This window comes from Methylobacterium sp. Leaf112 (genome assembly GCF_001423295.1).
GTDB lineage: Bacteria > Pseudomonadota > Alphaproteobacteria > Rhizobiales > Beijerinckiaceae > Methylobacterium.
This window is the reverse complement of the sequence record NZ_LMNG01000034.1, coordinates 84,697-101,493: the sequence shown is the minus strand read 5'-3', so window position 1 is coordinate 101,493 and position 16,797 is coordinate 84,697. Positions and strand designations below refer to the sequence as shown.

The window sequence follows — 16,797 nt, the reverse complement described above, 5'->3', positions numbered from 1 at the left end:
CCTGTCTCCTGTTCGTGGCGCGGCTCTTGTTCGTGGGGCGACGTCAGGATCTTGCCGGTTCGTTGATCTGAGGGTGTAGGAGCATGGGGCTGGGCCGTCCGGGCTCGGTGATTCCGGATGGAGCATGGCTGTGGCCAGCGGCGACGACACCGACGCGCATGCGGCGGAGGGGGACGATCCGGTCTACGAGGCCGCCGCCGGCTGGGTCGCGCGCCTCGCCTCGCCCGACGCCACGGACCGGGACCGGAACGCCTTCGCGGCCTGGTGCGCGGCCGATCCGGCCCATGAAGCGGCCTATGCCGAGCTGGATGCCCTGTGGCGCAAGCTCGGCCGTGTGCCCGATCCACGGCATCGCCGCCCGCCCACCAAGACGCTGACCGGGGTCGCCGTCGCCCTCGTCCTCACCACCGCCCTGGCCTTCCAGCTCGGCCTCGTCGACTGGCTCCGCGCCGACCTCTGGAGCGGGGTGGGCGACATCGTCCACGCGACCCTGGCCGACGGCAGCCGAATCGACCTCAACACCGACACGGCGGTCGCCCTGCACTTCGGCGCCACGGAGCGCGGGGTCGCGCTGCTGCGCGGCGAGGCCTTCTTCGAGGTCGTGTCCGATCCCCAGCGCCCGTTCGTCGTGCGCGGCAACGGCCTGAGCGTCCGCGCCGTCGGCACCCGCTTCTTCGTCCGGGCCGACGGCGCCGGCGGCGAGACGGGCGGCGTCGAGATGGGCGTCGTCGAGGGCAGCGTCGACGTCGCGACCTCGGGGCGGCCCGTGCGGGTCTCGGCGGGCGAGGCGGTCCGACGCACGGAGGGCGCCTCCCTCGCCGTCACGGGCGCGGACCTGGCCCGGACGACGGCGTGGCGGGAGGGCCGCCTGCGCTTCTCCGGCGAGCGGCTCTCCGTCGTCCTCGCCGAGCTCGACCGCTACCGCCACGGTCGCATCGTGCTCCTCGATGCGGCCGCCGGCGAGCGGCGCGTCACCGGCGCCTTCGACCCGCGCGACACCGACGAGGCGCTGGACTCGATCGCCGCGACGATGGGCGTGGGAATCACCCGCCTGTCGCCCTTCCTCGTCCTCGTCGGATCGCCCGTTCGAAAATTCTGAAGGAAAGTTCGTTCCCGGACGTCAGGAGATCGCGGCTCCGTTGATCTCAATCGGTGGGGACAGGCTGCCGCGAGGCGCCCGTCTCCGTCTGAGCGAGGGACGGACAGAGAATGGCGACGCGCGGGCGTGGTGTTGCGGGTGAGCGGTTGGCCGGATCGGCCCTGGCCGGCGTGTCGATGCTGGTGATGGTGCCGGCGGCCGTCCAGGCCCAGGACGGGCGCCGGGCGCAGCCGGATCGGGCGCGGACGGCGAGCATCCTCGCACTGGCCTCCGAGGCTTCGGCCCCGCAAGCGGTGGAGCGGGTCGCCCTGACGATCCCGAAGGGACCCCTCGAAGCCGCCCTCGTCGCCTTCACCGAACAGGCCAAGGTGAAGCTCGTCTACGCCACGGACCTGACCGCACGGCTGACCACGGGCGGCCTCGAGGACGTGGTCGAGCCCCTCGACGGCCTCGGCCGCATCCTGAAGGGCACCGGCCTGACGTTCCGCGCGGCGGGTCCCTCCACCATCACCCTGGTCAATCCGCGCTACGTTCAGCTCGGCGGCGAGGCGGCGGGCTCCGTGGCCCTCGAGGAGCTGCACGTGGCGGGGCAGCCCCAGGCGCCCGGGGCGCCCAGGAGCCTGCCGCCCCGGTCCGGAACCGTCGGCCAGCCGCCCGTCCCCTATGCGGGCGGCCAGGTCGGCAGCGGAACGCGGGTCGGACTCCTCGGCAACCGCTCCGTCCAGAAGACGCCCTTCAACGTCACCGGATACACCGAGAAGCTGATCAACGATCAGCAGGCGCGCTCCGTCGCCGACGTCGTCCTGAACAACCCGTCCGTCCGCAGCGACGCGCCGCCCTACAGCGAGCGCGACTCGTACTTCATCCGCGGCTTCTCGGTGACCAACCTCGACACCGCCTTCGACGGGCTGTTCTACATCGCCAACCCGCGCCGCAGCTTCACCGAGGGTCTGGAGCGCGTCGAGGTCCTACTCGGTCCGACGGCGCTCCTCAGCGGCGGCACCGGCCGCGTCGGCGGCACGATCAACCTCGTGCCGAAGCGCGCGTACGACGAGCCGCTGACGCGGGTGACCACGAGCTACTTCAGCGACGCGCAGTTCGGGACGCATCTCGACCTCGGGCGCCGCTTCGGCACCTTCAAGGAATGGGGCGTGCGCTTCAACGGCGCCTACCGCAACGGCGACACGCCGCTGGACAAGAACGCCATCGAGGTCGGCGTCGCGGCCCTCGGCATCGACTACCGCAACGACCGGTTCCGCGCGTCGTTCGACTTCAATCACTCGACGCAGAACATCACCGCGCCGACCTCGCTGTTCAACGCGGTGGCGCCCGGCATCCCCGTGCCGCGGGCGCCGAACGCCCGCCGCAACACCGCGAACGCGTTCGAGTACAACGACAGCCGCTACAACATGGCCGCCGGCCGGGTCGAGTACGACGTGCTGCCCGAGACGACGATCTACGCGGCCGGCGGCCTCAGCCGCTACAACGAGGACTTCCTGACCTCGAACTATCGGGTCACGAGCCCGACCGGGCTGGCGACGAACTCCCTCGCGATCCAGCCCCTGGAACTGCAGGGCTTCACCGGCGAGGTGGGCGTCCGCACCAACTTCCAGACGGGCTTCATCAATCACCAATTCAGCGTCGCGGCCGTCGAGGCCGTCAACAAGAACTTCTCGCGCGGCTTCGTGCCCTTCGCCCTGCCGGCCTACCCGATCAACATCTACAACCCCGTCGACCTGCCGTTCGGCTCGGTTCCGACCATCGCCTTCCCCCGCTCCGACCGGCAGCCGATCTTCTCGGAGCTCTACGCCCGCAGCGTCGCCATCGCCGACACCCTGTCGCTCGGCGACGACCGCGTCCTGCTGACCCTGGGCGGACGGTTCCAGGAGATCGACCTGCGCAGCTACGTCACCCGTCCGGGCCCGACCCAGGGCACGCCGGCGACGGGGTACCGCGAGGGCCGGTTCAGCCCCGCCATCGCCCTGGTGGTCCGGCCGTTCGAGAACCTGTCGTTCTACGGAAACTACATCGAGTCCCTCGATGCCGGGCCGTCCGCCCCGGTGACGGCGATCAATTCCAACGCGGTCTTCGCCCCCGTGGTCAGCCGGCAGAAGGAGGTCGGCGCGAAGTATGATCTCGGCGCCGTCTCGGTCACGACCTCGCTGTTCGAGATCGAGCAGCCGAGCGCGTTCACCGATCCGGCCACGCGGCTGTTCTCCGTCAGCGGCCTGCAGCGCAACCGCGGCATCGAGTTCAACGTGTTCGGCGAACTCGTCCCGGGCGTGCGGCTGCTGGGCGGCCTGACCCTCATCGACGCCAAGCTCGTCAACACCGTGGGCCGCCAGTTCGACGGACGGGCCGTGCCCGGCGTGCCCGACACGGCGTTCAACCTCTACGGCGAGGTCGACCTGCCGCCGTGGCTGGCGCCCGGCCTGACCCTGACCGGACGGGCGATCTACACGAGCAGCATGTTCTACGATCAGAGCAACACCCAGTCGGTGCCGGACTGGACGCGGTTCGATGCCGGCCTGCGCTACGCCTTCGAGGGCGTGAACGGCAAGCCCGTGGTGATGCGGGCCACCGTCCAGAACCTGCTCAACGATTCGTACTGGGCCTCCGCCGCGCGCGGCTTCCTGGCCGTCGGCGCGCCCCGGACGTTCATCCTGTCCGCAACCGTCGATTTCTAATTTGACCCCGGTGCGCCAGGCCGCCGACTCCGGGACGCGGGCCACGGACGAGGCCCCCATCCTCGTCCCTGGTCCCGTACTCGACGTCGGTCCCGTCCTCGGGACCGCCATGCCGGAGCGCGCGCCATGAAGGGACGTTTCCGCCAGTCCATGGCGTGGCTGCACACCTGGTCCGGCCTCGTGGTCGGCTGGGTGCTGTTCGCCGTCTGCCTCACCGGGACCGCGAGCTATTACCGGGCCGACATCTCCCGCTGGATGCGGCCCGAACTCGGCCTCGCCGCGCCGATGTCGGGCCCGGACCTCGCCGCCGCCGCCGAGCGGGCGGTGACCTATCTCGCCACGCACGCCCCCAAGGCCCGGACCTGGTTCATCGGCATGCCGCAGCCGGAGAAACCGGTGCTCGACCTGTTCTGGCGTGCGGGCCCGGGCGAGCCGCCGGGCCATGTCCACCTCGACCCCGCGACCGGGGCCGAGGCGGCGGTCCGCGACACCGAGGGCGGCGACTTCCTCTATCGCTTCCACTTCGAACTGCACATGGCGCCGTTCTGGGGACGCTGGATCGTCGGCATCTGCGCGATGATCATGCTGGTGGCCCTGGTCTCCGGCATCGTCGTCCACCGGCGCATCTTCGCGGATGTCTTCACGTTCCGGCGGGACAAGGCACCGCGTCGCAGCTTCCTCGACGCCCACAACGTCGGCGGCGTCCTCGCGCTGCCGTTCCACCTGATGATCACCTATACGGGGGTCGTCACCCTGGCGACGTTCTACATGCCCTGGGGCGTGACGGCGGCGTATCGCTCAAACACCCAGTCCTTCTTCGCCGAGGCCGCCTGGATCCCGACGCCGCGCCGGCCGGCGAACCGGCCCGCCGTGCCGGCCCCCGTGGGGCCCCTCGTCGCGCGCGCCGTCGCGATGGTGGCGGAGCCCCTGGAGCGCCTGACCCTGGTGAACCGGGGCGACGCCAACGCGACCGTGGTCGCCGTGTTCGCCGAGCCCCGCGGCATCGCCCGCGACCATCCGCAGATCGCCTTCGACGGCGTGAGCGGCGCGCTGCTCGAGGTGCGGGGCGTCGACCTCAAGCCCGCCGCCAAGACCTTCACGACGCTGACCGGCCTGCACGAGGCGCATTTCGCCGCGCCCGCCCTGCGGCTGCTGTTCTTCCTGTGCGGACTCATGGCCTGCGCCACCGTCGCGACCGGGATCGTGCTGTGGTCCCTCGCGCGCCTGCCGCGACCGGGCGAGGGGGCCTTCGCCGGCCTGCGCCTGGTCCAGGCCCTCAACGTCGGGAGCGTCGCGGGCCTGCCGGCGGCGGTGGCGGTGTACTTCCTCGCCAACCGGCTCCTGCCCGCGGACCTCCCCGGCCGGGCCGAGTGGGAGATCCGCGCCTTCTTCGCGGCCTGGATCGTCGCCGCCCTGGTGCCCCTCGCGCGTCCCGGGCGCCGGGCGTGGTGCGAGGGGCTGGCGGCGGTGGCGGTCCTCTGCCTCGCCGTGGCGGCCGCCGACCTCCTCACCGTGCCCCAGCATCCCCTGAGGCGCTTCGGAGGCGACCCCCTGTTCGTCTGGTTCGACGGGACGATGATCCTCGCCTCGGCCCTGTTCGCCGTCGCGGCCCGCAAGGTCGCCCGCTACGCGGCGCCGGAGCGCCGGCATCGCACGGCCTCCGCGTCGCCCCCCGCCTTTCGAGCCCCCGTCCCGACGCACGGCCCCTGAACGGCGGCCTGGGCGGGTCGAGCGCCCAATACACACACAAGTGTAGACCAAGAACAATTCCAATGAAAAACCGATCCTTCGGTTTTTTTGGCAGACCTATTGACCGAGACACCGAATATACGCGACACGCTGCGCATATCTAGAAGACCATGGAACATAATCGTCCAGTCTGTGATTATGAGAACGAACGTGAATAGCCCCTCTTGCGACGCAAGCGCGATCGAATCAGGGCATCGCGCCGACATCGACTGATCGAATACGAAGGATCTGGCATGCAGTGCCGGTCCTTTGCCGCACAGTCGGCATTCCAGGGCTCGAACGAGGTTCGGTCGTCATGCCACCATCGTCCCAGCACGTTGCCGAAGCGGCAGCCTTCCGCAGCTTCGCCAACGGCTACCTGCGCGAGATCGACCCCGGCATCCGGGTCCGTCACGCCCGCTCCGACGGGCCGCCCGCCGCGTGCGTGGAGTGGAACCTGGGCCGCCGGCGCATCGCGATCCGCGCCGAGATCCGGTCGCCGTCCCTGTGCGGCGCCCAGGGCTTCGGCATCCTCTGGACCCGCCACCTCCACGAGCCGCGCTGGCGCCGCGTCGCCCCGATGCAGGCGCTCCAGGACCTGCTCGCGGAAGCCTACGCCCGCGTCGATGCGGGCCGGGACGAGTCCGCCCGGGCGCACGAACTGGAACTCCTGGGACGCGTCCTCGACAGCTATCGCGAGACGGCGCGCCAGCTCGACCTCGCCCGGGGGCCCGCGGGCGAGAGCGCGACGACGGACACGAGCTTCATCGGGGCCGAACGCTCCCTCGTCTACGGCCACTGGCTGCATCCGACGCCCAAGAGCCGGCAGGGCCTCTCCACCTGGCAGGCGCGGGTCTATGCGCCCGAGGAGGCCGGCGGCTTCCAGCTCGCCGTGTTCGCCGTCGAGGCCGGACGGGTCCGCCACGATTCGGCCGCCCCCCGCTCCGCGCCGGAGATCGCCCTCGAACTCCTCGGCGCCGATGCCGGGCGGCTGCCCCTGCGCGCCGGGGAGATCGCCCTCCCCATGCATCCGCTCCAGGCCGACGCGCTGAAGCTGGACCCGGACATCGCCGCCCTCATGGAGGCGGGCCGGGTGCGGTGCCTCGGTGCGTTCGGCCCCCGCTACACCGCCACCTCGTCCGTACGGACGGTCTACGCCCCCGACAGCCCGTGGATGGCCAAGTTCTCGCTGCCCGTCACCCTCACCAACTCCCTGCGGGTGAACCGCTTCGCCGAGCTCGAGGCCGGCGTCGCCATGGCGCGGCTCCTGGCGCGCAACGGGTTCGGAACGCGCCATCCCACCTTCCGGATCGTGTCCGACCCGGCCTATCTCACCTTGCACTGCCCCGGCCGCGACGAGAGCGGGTTCGAGACGGTGCTGCGCGAGAATCCTTTTCGTGATGGGGCCGAGCGGGGCGTCGCGACCCTGGCGGCGCTTGCGGCCGAGCCCCTGCCCGGCCGCCCCTCGCGCCTCGACGCCCTGCTGCGCCGCCTCGCCCCCGAGGACGCCGACGAACGGGCGCGGACCGCGCGGACTTGGTTCGGCCTCTACCTGGACTGCATGCTCGAGCCCGTCGTCGCCCTCTACGACCGCCACGGCATCGCCCTCGAGGCGCACCAGCAGAACGCCCTCCTCGACGTCGCCGCCGGCTGGCCGCGACGGGGGTACTACCGCGACAATCAGGGCTTCTACCTGTCCGAGGACGCACGGCCCCGGCTCCTGCGCCAGGCACCGGAGACGGCCGCCATCGCCGCCCTCTACTTCCCGGACGACGAGATCCGCCGGCGCCTCGCCTACTATCTCGTGGTCAACCAGATCTTCTCGGTCATCGCCCGCATGGGGCATGACGGCACGATCCGCGAAAGCGTTCTCCTCGACGATCTCGCCCGCCGGCTGGAGGCGATGGCGCGCCGCATGACCGGCGCCGGACGGGCCTTCGCCCGCTCGGTGCTGGACGGGCCGACGCTCTGCACCAAGGCGAACCTGCGGGTCCGCCTGGCGGACCGCGACGAACTCGCCTCGGGCGACGGAACCGGCAACTACATCGACATGCCGAACCCCCTGCGGGCGCGGGCGGCGGCGTACTGCGAGGCGGGCCGTGCCCTTGCCTCCTGAGCCTCACCCGTCCCGCGAACCGCCGGAGGGGCGCGTCCTGCGCCAGCTCGCCGAGGCGGTGCTGTTCGAGGGCCTCGCGGATCTCAGCCCCCCGCGCCGCGACGCCCCCGGGCGGCTGGCGTGGCGCCTCGGCGCGCGACGGTTCCGCGCCGACGGGGTCCTCGGCCCGTTCGGCCGTCCGCGCCTCGTCCCCGCGACCCTGGAAACGGCCGGGCCGGACGGCGCCTGGCGCGCCGCCGACCTGTCCTCCCTGGTGGACGCCCTCCCGGCCGCCCCGGAGCCTCGGATGCGCCTGCTGGCGGAACTCGGCCAGACCATCGAGCTCTGCCGCTGGAACGCCGAGACCCTTCGCGCTCCGGACCGCCGCACCCTGCCCTTCGCCGCCCTCGACGCGGCGCTCTGGGAAGGCCATCCGTACCATCCCTGTTTCAAGACACGCACGGGCTTCACCCTCGACGACCACCGCCGCTACGGGCCGGAGGGCGCCGCGCCGTTCCGCCTCGAATGGCTGGGCGTCCGCCGGGACGCCGTCGCCCTCCGGTTCCCGGGCACGGAGGCCGACTTCCGGCGCGCCGAACTCGGCGTCGACCTGGACCGGCTGGAGCGCCGCCTGCACGCGGCCGGGCATTCCTTCGCCACCCACGCCGTCCTGCCCGTGCATCCCTGGCAGATGCGCCACCTCGAAGCCGGGGCCTTGCGGCCCTGGCTGGCGGAGGGCCGCGCCGTGGCGCTGGGGGCCGCCGGCGCGCGCTACGGCGCAAGCCAATCCCTGCGCACCCTGCACAACCTCGACGATCCGCACGCCGCCAGCGTGAAGCTCGCCCTCAGCGTCGTCAGCACGTCGAGCCTCCGGACCCTCGATCCGCATTTCGTGCTGACGGGGCCCGCCCTGTCGGACTGGCTGGCGGCGATCGTCGCCGGGGACCCGCTCCTGCGCGGCCCCTATCGGGTGGACGTCCTGCGCGAGTACGCGGCCGCCCTGGCGGACCGGGACGGCCCGCTGGCGGGACAGGTCGCCGCCCTGTGGCGCGAGAGTCCGCGGCTCGCGCCCGGCGAGGCGGCGGTGCCGTTCAACGCCCTGATGGCCTGCGAGCCGGACGGATCCACCTTCGTCGCCCCCTGGCTCCTGCGCCACGGCCTCCGGGCCTGGCTCGACCGCCTGGTGGAGGTCGCGGTCCTGCCCGTCTGGCACCTCCTGGTGGCGCACGGCATCGCCGTGGAGGCGCACGGCCAGAACATGATCCTCGTGCATCGCGACGGGTGGCCCGAACGGGTGATCCTGCGCGACTTCCACGAGAGCGCCGAGTACGGCGTCGACTTCGTGGCCGACCCCGCCCGCGTGCCGGATTTCGGCGCCATCGATCCCGCCCATGCGGGTCCGGCGGACGACCGCTTCCACGCCATGCGCGCGGCCCCGGTCCTGGCCGAACTCGTCACCGACAGCCTGTTCGTCTTCAGCCTCTGCGAGGTCACCCACCTCCTGGGCCGGCGGCACGGGCTCGACGAGGCGGACTTCTGGCGCGGCCTCGGCCTTCGCCTGCGCCGCCACGCCGTCGCGCACGGCTTGGAAGCCCGCCTCGCCCGCCTGCAGGTCGACGCCCCCCGGCTGCGGGTCGAGGCCCTGCTGTCGCGAAAGCTCGGCCTCGACCCGGCACGGTGCTGCCGCCGCGTGCCCAACGCCCTGCTGTCTGCCCCTCAAGATTCCCCGGGAGAGGTCATGATCGAGATCGACGGACGCCGCATCGGCGCGGACGAGATGGAGGCCGCGATCCGGCGCGTCGAGGCGCGGGCCGGCCTGACCGGCGGCGACGGCGAGCGCGTCGCCGCGCGGTTCGGCGACACGCCCACGTGCCTCGCCTTCATCCTCGCCGCGCGCCGCCGTGGCGCGACCCTGCTGCCGATCCATCCGGCCCTGCCCGATGCGGGCGCGCGGCGGCTCGCCGAACGGGCCGGCTGCCACCGCCTGTTCCTCGACAATCTGGACGGCGAGGTTCTGGCGGGCGCCCCGCCCCCGGTTCCGGGCGAGGGCCAGCTCCTGCAGATGAGCTCCGGCACGACGGGCGAGCCCAAATGCATCGCCCGCGCCTGGAGCGCCGTGGAACGCGAGATCGAGAGCTACGTCGCGGCCTTCCCGGAGCCCGACGGGATGACGCCCGTCGTCGCCTGCCCGATCACCCATTCGTACGGGCTGATCTGCGGGCTGCTCGTCGGCCTGCGCCGCGGCCGGGTGCCGGTGATCCTCGACACCACCAACCCGAAATACCTCCTGCGGCGCCTGCGCGAGATCGAGAGGCCGCTGCTCTACACAGCGCCCGCCCTGCTGCACACGCTGAGCCGGCTCCTCCCGGAGGGCGAGCGCATCCACGCGGCCATGACCTCCGGCACCCTCCTGCCGGGGCCGTGGTTCGGCGCCATCCGTGCCCGGGTCGAGCACCTCTTCCAGCAATACGGCTGCTCGGAGACCGGCTGCATCGCGGTGAACCCCGACCTGCGCCGAGCCGACGTCATCGGCCGCCCCCTGCCCCATCACCGCGTCCGGGCGGGCGAGGACGCGGACCATCCGGCGGAGATCGTCGTCGAGGGCGAGGGCGGCGCCGTCCGCACGGCCGATCTCGGGTATCTGGGGCCCGACGGCATGCTGGTCTTCGTGTCCCGCCTCGACGACACCATCAACGTGTCGGGGTTGAACGTCTATCCGGGCGAGGTCGAGGACGTGGTGATGGCCATGCCGGGCGTCACCGACGCCGTGGCCTTCGCCCGACCCGACCCCTTCGCGGGCGAGCGGGTGACGCTGCTGTTCAGCGCCGAGGCGCCCGTGCCGCCCCGCGACCTCCAGGATTGGTGCCGGCGCTGGCTCGCCGGCCATCAGGTGCCGGGCCAGGCGGTGCAGGTGAGCGCGATCCCGCGCCAGGCCAATGGCAAGATCTCCCGCCGGGAGGTGGCCGAGCGCTACTGCAGCGGCGCCCTCGCGGAGGCCCGGGCATGACCCGCGACCATATCGTCGAAGCCATCGGCGCCATCCTGCGCGAGGAGATGGACCATCCCCACCTCGACCGCTTCGGGCCGCAGGCGCGGTTGAACGAAGACCTCTACCTCGATTCCGTCCAGCTGCTTCAGCTCATCCTGTCCCTCGAGATGCGCTGCGGGCTGTCCATCCCCGAGGCGGCGATGAACCGGCAGGACGTCTCGACGGTGGCCGATCTCGCCGCGCGCCTCGCCCCGGGCGCGCCGGCTGAGGCGCCCCCGGACCCCGCCGCGCCGCCGGAGGCGCCGGAGGGCGTCCACGGCGAGCTGCCCTACGACCTCAAGATCCACTGCTTCGTCAGCTGCGTCTGCGACGGGCTGAAGGCGCGCGGCATCGACCACCGGCCGTTCTACTTCCTGATCTGGGACGCCGAGTTCGCCATCACGGAGGATGTCCGGCTCGCTTACCACTCGGACGCCATGGACCACGAGTCGTTCCGCTACTGGTTCGAGCGGCTCTACGGCGTGCCGCTCTTCTCCTGGTACGACCATGCGGCCTCCAAGGACGCCAACGTCGCCACCCTCGTCGACCTCCTCGAACGGCGGGCGCCGGACGAATGCGTCATGGTGATGCTCGACATGTTCCACCTGCCGGAGCGGGAGAACAAGTTCAACCAGAACCCCTTCCCGCACTACCTCCTGCTGGCGCTCACCGAGGACCCCGCGCTGTGGCGGGTGCGCGACCCCGACTTCCGCTGGGAGGGCGTCATCGCGCGCGAGACGCTCCTGAACGCCATCCGCCAGCCGAGCGTCGCGGGCGGCTACCGGTTCGATCCCGCCCGCGCGCATCCGCCGGCGGACGCGGACCTGGCGGCCTTCTTCGCGGCCTGCTTCCGCCCCGACGCCAACCCGTTGATCGACGCGGTGCGCGCCATCGTCTCGGCCCATGCCGAGGCGCGCGGCGGCCTCGCCCTCGCGGATGTCGGCATGGCCCTGCGCGAACTCCCGGTCATCACCATCCGCAAATGGGCCTACGAGCACGGCTTCGCCTTCTTCTGGCGCGCCCTGCGCTGGCCGGATGCCGAATTCCAGCGCATCTGCGACGCGATCGAGGCGCTGGTGAACGGCCTGACGGCCCTGCACTACGACGTCCTGAAGCTCGCCCGGACCGGGGACGCGGCCCTCGTCCCCGGCGTGCTGGCCGCGCTCGACGCCCTCGACACCGCGGAATTCGCGATCAAGCGGCAGCTCGCGGCGGCCTACGACGCATGGCGGGACACCCGCCCCCAGGACTGGGCCGCCCCCTCTCACGGAAGGCTCCCCTCGCGCGAAAGGTCCTCGCGCGAAAGGCTCCCCGTACGCGAAAGGCTTCCCGCATGAGGCTCTCCCTCTGCACCATCACCTTCCGCCACCACCTGCTCTCCATGGGCGAGATCGCCCGCTTCGCCCGGGGCAGCGGCTTCGACGGCATCGAGCTGTGGGGGGTCCATGCCCGCAACCTCGGCCCCGGGGACCATGCCGAATGGCTCGCCGCCTACGACCTGCGCGTGCCCATGCTGAGCGACTACCTGCCCCTCGACGCGAGCCCGGAGGTGTTGATCGCACGCATGTCCGACCTCTGCGGCCTGGCGCGGAACTGGGGGGCGCCGCGGCTGCGCACCTTCGCGGGGACGAAGGGCAGCGCCGCGACCTCGGCGGACGAGCGCTCGCAGATCGCGAGCCGCCTGCGGCTGGCGGCCGCCTATCTCGCCGACCACGGCCTGAAGCTGCTCGTCGAGACGCATCCCGGCACCCTGGCCGACACCACGGCGTCCCTCGTGCGCCTGCTCGAGGAGATCGATCACCCGGCCCTCAAGGTGAACTTCGACACGCTCCATGTCTGGGAAGGCGGCGACGACCCCTACCGCGCGCACGACACGCTCGCGGAGCACATCGACTACTATCACCTGAAGAATATCCGCGACCGGTCGGACCTCCCGGTCTTCGAGCCGGCCAACGTCTACGCTGCGGCCGGGCGGCGCGACGGGATGACCGGCCTGTTCGAGGGCGCGCTGGACTACGAACCGTTCCTGGAAACGCTGCCGGCGCATGCCGAGGCCTCCCTCGAATGGTTCGGCGGCGCCTGCTTCACGGTTCTGCCGGCCGACCTGTCGCGGGTCCGAGACGTCACCGCCGACCGCACCGACGAACCGGCGTTCCGCCTGCACGTCGCCGAGTGATCCAACCGCGCGTGATCCAGCCGCGCGTGATCCGGGGCATGGCCCCGTGCGACGCCACCCGCCCTTCCGGCGAGCCGACCTCCACCTCAGGAAAGCAACAGCCCATGCCCGAGAGCAGCGCCGTCGTCAGGACGCCCCATGCGAGCCGCTACCTGCAGCAACTCTGCAAGCACTGGTCCCACAAGTTCGAGACGGAGTTCGACGCCACCCGCGCCCGGATCGTCCTGCCCCTCGGCGAGACGCGGCTCAGTGCCGATGCCGAGACCCTGACGATCGTGCTCGCGGCCGAGGACGCTGCCAGGCTCCCCGATTTTCGCGACGTCGTCGTGCGTCACGTCGAGCGCTTCGCGTTCCGGGAAACGCTGCGCTTCGAATGGTCGTCGTGAGGTCGAAGGCCCGGCGCCGATCCGGGGTGGGCGTTCCCCGGGCAGGACGTGTCGCGAGACGGGATGGATGAGGATGACGGGCGGGATGACGGAAATGAAACACGCCGGGCGCAGCGCGGATGTCGGCATCCGCGCCATGCGCGACACCGACATGCCGGGTCTGTTCGAGATCTACAATCAGCCGGCCTTCCGCCTTGGAACGCTCGCGCTGCCCTACGAATCGTACGAGACGGTCAAGGCCTGGGCGGAGCCGCGGTCTCCGCGGGACCTCCATCTCGTCGCGGATCTGTCGGATCGCGTCGTCGGCGCGGCGGCGCTGCGTCCGTTCTACGGGCGGCGGGCGCATGCGGCGGAGTTCTGGATCGCCGTCCATGCCGATTTCGCCGGGAACGGGATCGGCTCCCGCCTGCTCGCCGCGATCATCGACACCTCGGAGCAGTGGCTCAACGTGACCCGGATCGAAATGACCGTGTTCACCGACAACGCGCCGGCGATCGCCCTCTACAAGAAGTTCGGGTTCGCGATCGAGGGGACGCACCGGGCGGCGAGCTTTCGCGATGGCGTGCTCGTCGACGCCTACTGCATGGCCCGCCTGCGGCCCTCCCCCGCGGCCGGATGAGCCGACCGTCGCGGGACGCGGCGGACGAGCGGAGCGGCCGATCCCGCCGCGACGGCAAGCGCATCCCCGCGGTCGCGCGCGAACCCGATCGCCACGAGCGCAAGCCTCCGGACAGATGGAGCATCGAGGACGGAACCGAGCGGGCAATCTGCCGAAGGCCCGGGATACGAGCCTGGCGCACGCCGTGACGCGTCAAGCCGTACGTCGGGGTTGCTCGCGTTCCATATCCGGGTTGGAAGCTTTGGTCGGCAACGCGGCCTCATGGGCTCGCTCGCTGCTCGATGTTGTTGGCGCGCCCGAAAGGATTCGAACCTCTGACCCCCAGATTCGTAGTCTGGTGCTCTATCCAGCTGAGCTACGGGCGCGTGCCGGGCCGGTGGGTCTCAGAGGAGACGTGCCGGCCGCGAGCCGGTGTTTAGAAGCTCCCTTTCCGGCTGGCAACCCCTTCCGGACAAGTTTTGCGGGCAAAGGATGCGGCGGCGGCAGGCGGGGTGAATCCGGGCCGGAAGGGCTGGCTGGCCACACCCCGCGGGACGGGCGGAAGGTCCCTGCGGGACAGGCGGAAAGCCCCCTGCGGGACGGCCAGCCCTACGGGACGGCCGCGAGGGCGGGGGCCGGGCGGATGGGTGCGCCGCGGCCGAGCCGGGGCGGGAGGACGATCTGTTGGCGCTCGCGGGCGATGAAGCTCGTCGGCATGACGGCCTGCATCTCGGCCTCCATGCGGCGCAGGGTGTCGTCCGTGTGGCACGGATGAAGGTGGATGATCGCCAGGGCCTCGACGCCGGCGGCGCGGGCGAGCTCCATGCCCTTCTGCCAGGTGGAATGGCCCCAGCCCCGGCAGACCGGGTACTCGCCCTCGGTGAACATGCCGTCGTAGACCATGAGGTCGGCCCCGCGCACGAACTCGAGGAGCGCCGGGTCGGGCCAGGGATCGGAATGCTCGATGTCGCTGATGATGCACAGGCGCCGGCCGGCATGATCGAAGCGGTAGCCCACCGACCCTTGCGGATGGTTGAGCAGGATGGTGTCGACCCGCGCGCCGTCGGCGAAGGCCAGGGTCTCGCCGGCGCGGAAGCCGTGATGCGCGAAGCGGCACGGCAGCACGTCGAGGCTCACGGGAAACAGCGGCGGGGCGAACAGCCGGTCGAGGGCGGCGGCGGCACTCTGTCCGTCGAGGTTGCCGCACCAGGTGTTGATGGTGCGGCCGGCGTCGAGCACCACGGGCTTGAAGAACGGCAAGCCAGCCGTGTGATCGAGGTGGAGGTGGCTGAACAGGAGGTCGATGTCGCCCGAGAGGCCGTCCCGGTGGTGCCGGCCGCAGGCGTTCAGGCCCGAGCCCGCGTCGAGGAGGAACAGCCGCTCGCCGTAGCGGATCTCCATGCACGGCGTGCTGCCGCCGAACTCGACGTAGTCCGGCCCGCTGACCGGGGTGGAACCGCGCACGCCCCAGAAGCGTAGGGAGAGGCCCTCGTCCGATCGAACGAGGCCGTCGTCGGGCTGGGTGAACCCGTTCTGCGCGTGCGACCCGTTCGAGCGTGTCATGGTTCGCTTACCAATTGCCCCGATCCGCCTCGGGCCCGAGGGCCGCCTTCGACCTGCGAGACCGTAGGGTCGCCGGTGGTCGCGGCCGAGAGTGTGCCAGGATTGAAGTGGAACGAGTCTGAGGTAAGCAGCCCCTCGGACTACCGATGTGCGGGTTCGCACATGGTCGGGCGCCGGTTTCAGCGCCGGGCGAGATACGCCGGACCGGCCGAAGATCCTGAGGTTGTCGAAGAACCGGGGCCGGCCCAATGTCCGGGCGGGGCGAGCCCGGCGGTGTCCCGGTCCATCGCATTCAGGCGCGCGAGGCCCTCGGGCGGCGGCAAGGTGCCGGCAAGGCTGGCCCGCACCAAGCGCGGCAGTGCGTCCGCATAGGCGGTGAGCAGCGGCCCGAACCGCGCCGTCGCGGCCGGCCGCGACAGGTTGGCCGTGCGGGCGAAGGCCATGCGCAGCTCCGGCCCGGCCCAGCGCGACCACACGGCCTCGGCGACGACCACGCGGGGGCGGGCCGGGATCGTCACCACTTCCAAGCCCGCATAGGCCAGGGCCTCGGGCCGGCTGACCTCGCCCAGCGACCCGCCCCGCGCGGCGTGCGCCGCCCAGAACGCGTGCTGCCCGCCATCGGAATAAGTCGTGCGCACGGCCGCACTCCCATCCTCCACCGCCTGGGCGATGCGGCCCTCCTCGTCGGCCCGGTGGGCGGCGACGCGGGCCTCGCGGACGGGGTCCCGGTCCGGTGCGAAACTGTAGCGGCCGGCGACCACGCTCACGGCGGGCTCCTCGCCCAGGGCCTCGAACCGGTCGGAGCCGACCTTGAGCTGGCGCCAGAAGTCGATGTTCGGGTCGGTGCGGTGCCGGGCCATGTTCTGGGCCGTCATCCGGAACGGGTAGGACTGGAACTGGAACGCCGCCTGCCCCCCCGCGAAGGCCTCGCGGGCGATGGCGTAGATCTCGCCCACCACGGCGTCCGTCATGGCGAAGCAGCCCATGGACGAACACACGCCGTGGACCATCACGGCCGAGCCGGTGGAGCCGTGGGCGCGGTCGTAGGCGTTGGGGTAGCCGACGTCGAAGGAGAGGTAGTAGCTCGAATTCGGGTTCATCTGGCGCTGGGGCACCGTGTAGAACCCCTCCGGGGTCTGGCGGTCGCCGGTCTTGCGCTTGGGGCCGAGCTGGCCCGACCAGCGGCAGATGGGAAAGGTCTTCACGTGGACGAAGCGGCCAGACCCGGCCCGCTTCCACACCTCGATCTCGCTCTCCTTCTTGTAGGCGCGAAACAGCACGGGCGCCTGGGCGGTGGTGCCGCGCGCCTGCATCAGCGCCAGGGTGGCGGCGGGGATCGGCGCGAAGGCCTTGCCGGTGGCGGCGAGGGCGGGCGCAGCGAGGCCCATCGCGAAAAGCGCGGCCCAGAGGAACGGTCGAAGGGGTAAGACCATGCGC

11 protein-coding genes and 1 tRNA gene are annotated in these 16,797 nt (G+C 71.7%); 9 read left to right on the top strand and 3 right to left on the bottom strand.

Annotated features, from left to right (window positions below; genetic code table 11):
• Positions 1 to 130: 130 nt before the first annotated feature.
• The 9 genes from ASF52_RS20860 to ASF52_RS20820 all read left to right on the top strand — a co-directional run bounded on the left by ASF52_RS20860 (position 131) and on the right by ASF52_RS20820 (position 13,818).
• Positions 131 to 1,099, top strand: coding sequence for a FecR family protein (locus ASF52_RS20860; protein ID WP_056176954.1), 969 nt, complete (start codon positions 131 to 133; stop codon positions 1,097 to 1,099).
• Between the two features lie 110 nt (positions 1,100 to 1,209).
• Complete coding sequence (locus tag ASF52_RS20855) at positions 1,210 to 3,786, top strand: TonB-dependent receptor (RefSeq protein ID WP_244473890.1); 2,577 nt, start codon at positions 1,210 to 1,212, stop codon at positions 3,784 to 3,786.
• A 126-nt stretch (positions 3,787 to 3,912) separates the two neighbouring features.
• Positions 3,913 to 5,496: a PepSY-associated TM helix domain-containing protein gene (locus tag ASF52_RS20850; protein WP_056176429.1), complete on the top strand. Its 1,584-nt coding sequence runs from the start codon at positions 3,913 to 3,915 to the stop codon at positions 5,494 to 5,496.
• A 334-nt stretch (positions 5,497 to 5,830) separates the two neighbouring features.
• Positions 5,831 to 7,630 (top strand): IucA/IucC family protein, encoded by a 1,800-nt coding sequence (locus ASF52_RS20845; protein WP_056176427.1) that lies wholly within the window; start codon positions 5,831 to 5,833, stop codon positions 7,628 to 7,630.
• A complete protein-coding gene (locus tag ASF52_RS20840; protein ID WP_056176424.1) occupies positions 7,614 to 10,616 on the top strand; it encodes an IucA/IucC family protein in 3,003 nt (1,000 codons plus the stop codon). Before ASF52_RS20845 ends, ASF52_RS20840 begins: the two co-directional genes overlap by 17 nt.
• Positions 10,613 to 11,974 (top strand): DUF6005 family protein, encoded by a 1,362-nt coding sequence (locus tag ASF52_RS20835; RefSeq protein WP_056176420.1) that lies wholly within the window; start codon positions 10,613 to 10,615, stop codon positions 11,972 to 11,974. The genes ASF52_RS20840 and ASF52_RS20835 overlap by 4 nt, the downstream gene beginning before the upstream one ends.
• Positions 11,971 to 12,813, top strand: coding sequence for a sugar phosphate isomerase/epimerase family protein (locus ASF52_RS20830; RefSeq protein WP_056176418.1), 843 nt, complete (start codon positions 11,971 to 11,973; stop codon positions 12,811 to 12,813). The genes ASF52_RS20835 and ASF52_RS20830 overlap by 4 nt, the downstream gene beginning before the upstream one ends.
• A gap of 104 nt (positions 12,814 to 12,917) precedes the next feature.
• Entirely contained in the window at positions 12,918 to 13,199 is a 282-nt protein-coding gene (locus ASF52_RS20825) for a DUF2218 domain-containing protein (RefSeq protein ID WP_056176950.1), read from the top strand.
• A gap of 85 nt (positions 13,200 to 13,284) precedes the next feature.
• The gene (locus tag ASF52_RS20820; protein ID WP_443136709.1) at positions 13,285 to 13,818 is read left to right on the top strand and encodes a GNAT family N-acetyltransferase; all 534 of its coding nucleotides are present in this window, start codon (positions 13,285 to 13,287) and stop codon (positions 13,816 to 13,818) included.
• A gap of 288 nt (positions 13,819 to 14,106) precedes the next feature.
• On the opposite strand, the gene ASF52_RS20815 is transcribed toward ASF52_RS20820, so the two are convergent.
• From ASF52_RS20815 to ASF52_RS20805, 3 genes are all read right to left on the bottom strand, one after another.
• Positions 14,107 to 14,183, bottom strand: a tRNA-Arg gene (locus ASF52_RS20815).
• A gap of 223 nt (positions 14,184 to 14,406) precedes the next feature.
• Positions 14,407 to 15,360: an MBL fold metallo-hydrolase gene (locus ASF52_RS20810; protein ID WP_082479061.1), complete on the bottom strand. Its 954-nt coding sequence runs from the start codon at positions 15,358 to 15,360 to the stop codon at positions 14,407 to 14,409.
• 179 nt (positions 15,361 to 15,539) lie between these two features.
• Positions 15,540 to 16,748: a L,D-transpeptidase family protein gene (locus tag ASF52_RS20805; protein ID WP_244473889.1), complete on the bottom strand. Its 1,209-nt coding sequence runs from the start codon at positions 16,746 to 16,748 to the stop codon at positions 15,540 to 15,542.
• Positions 16,749 to 16,797: the final 49 nt, after the last annotated feature.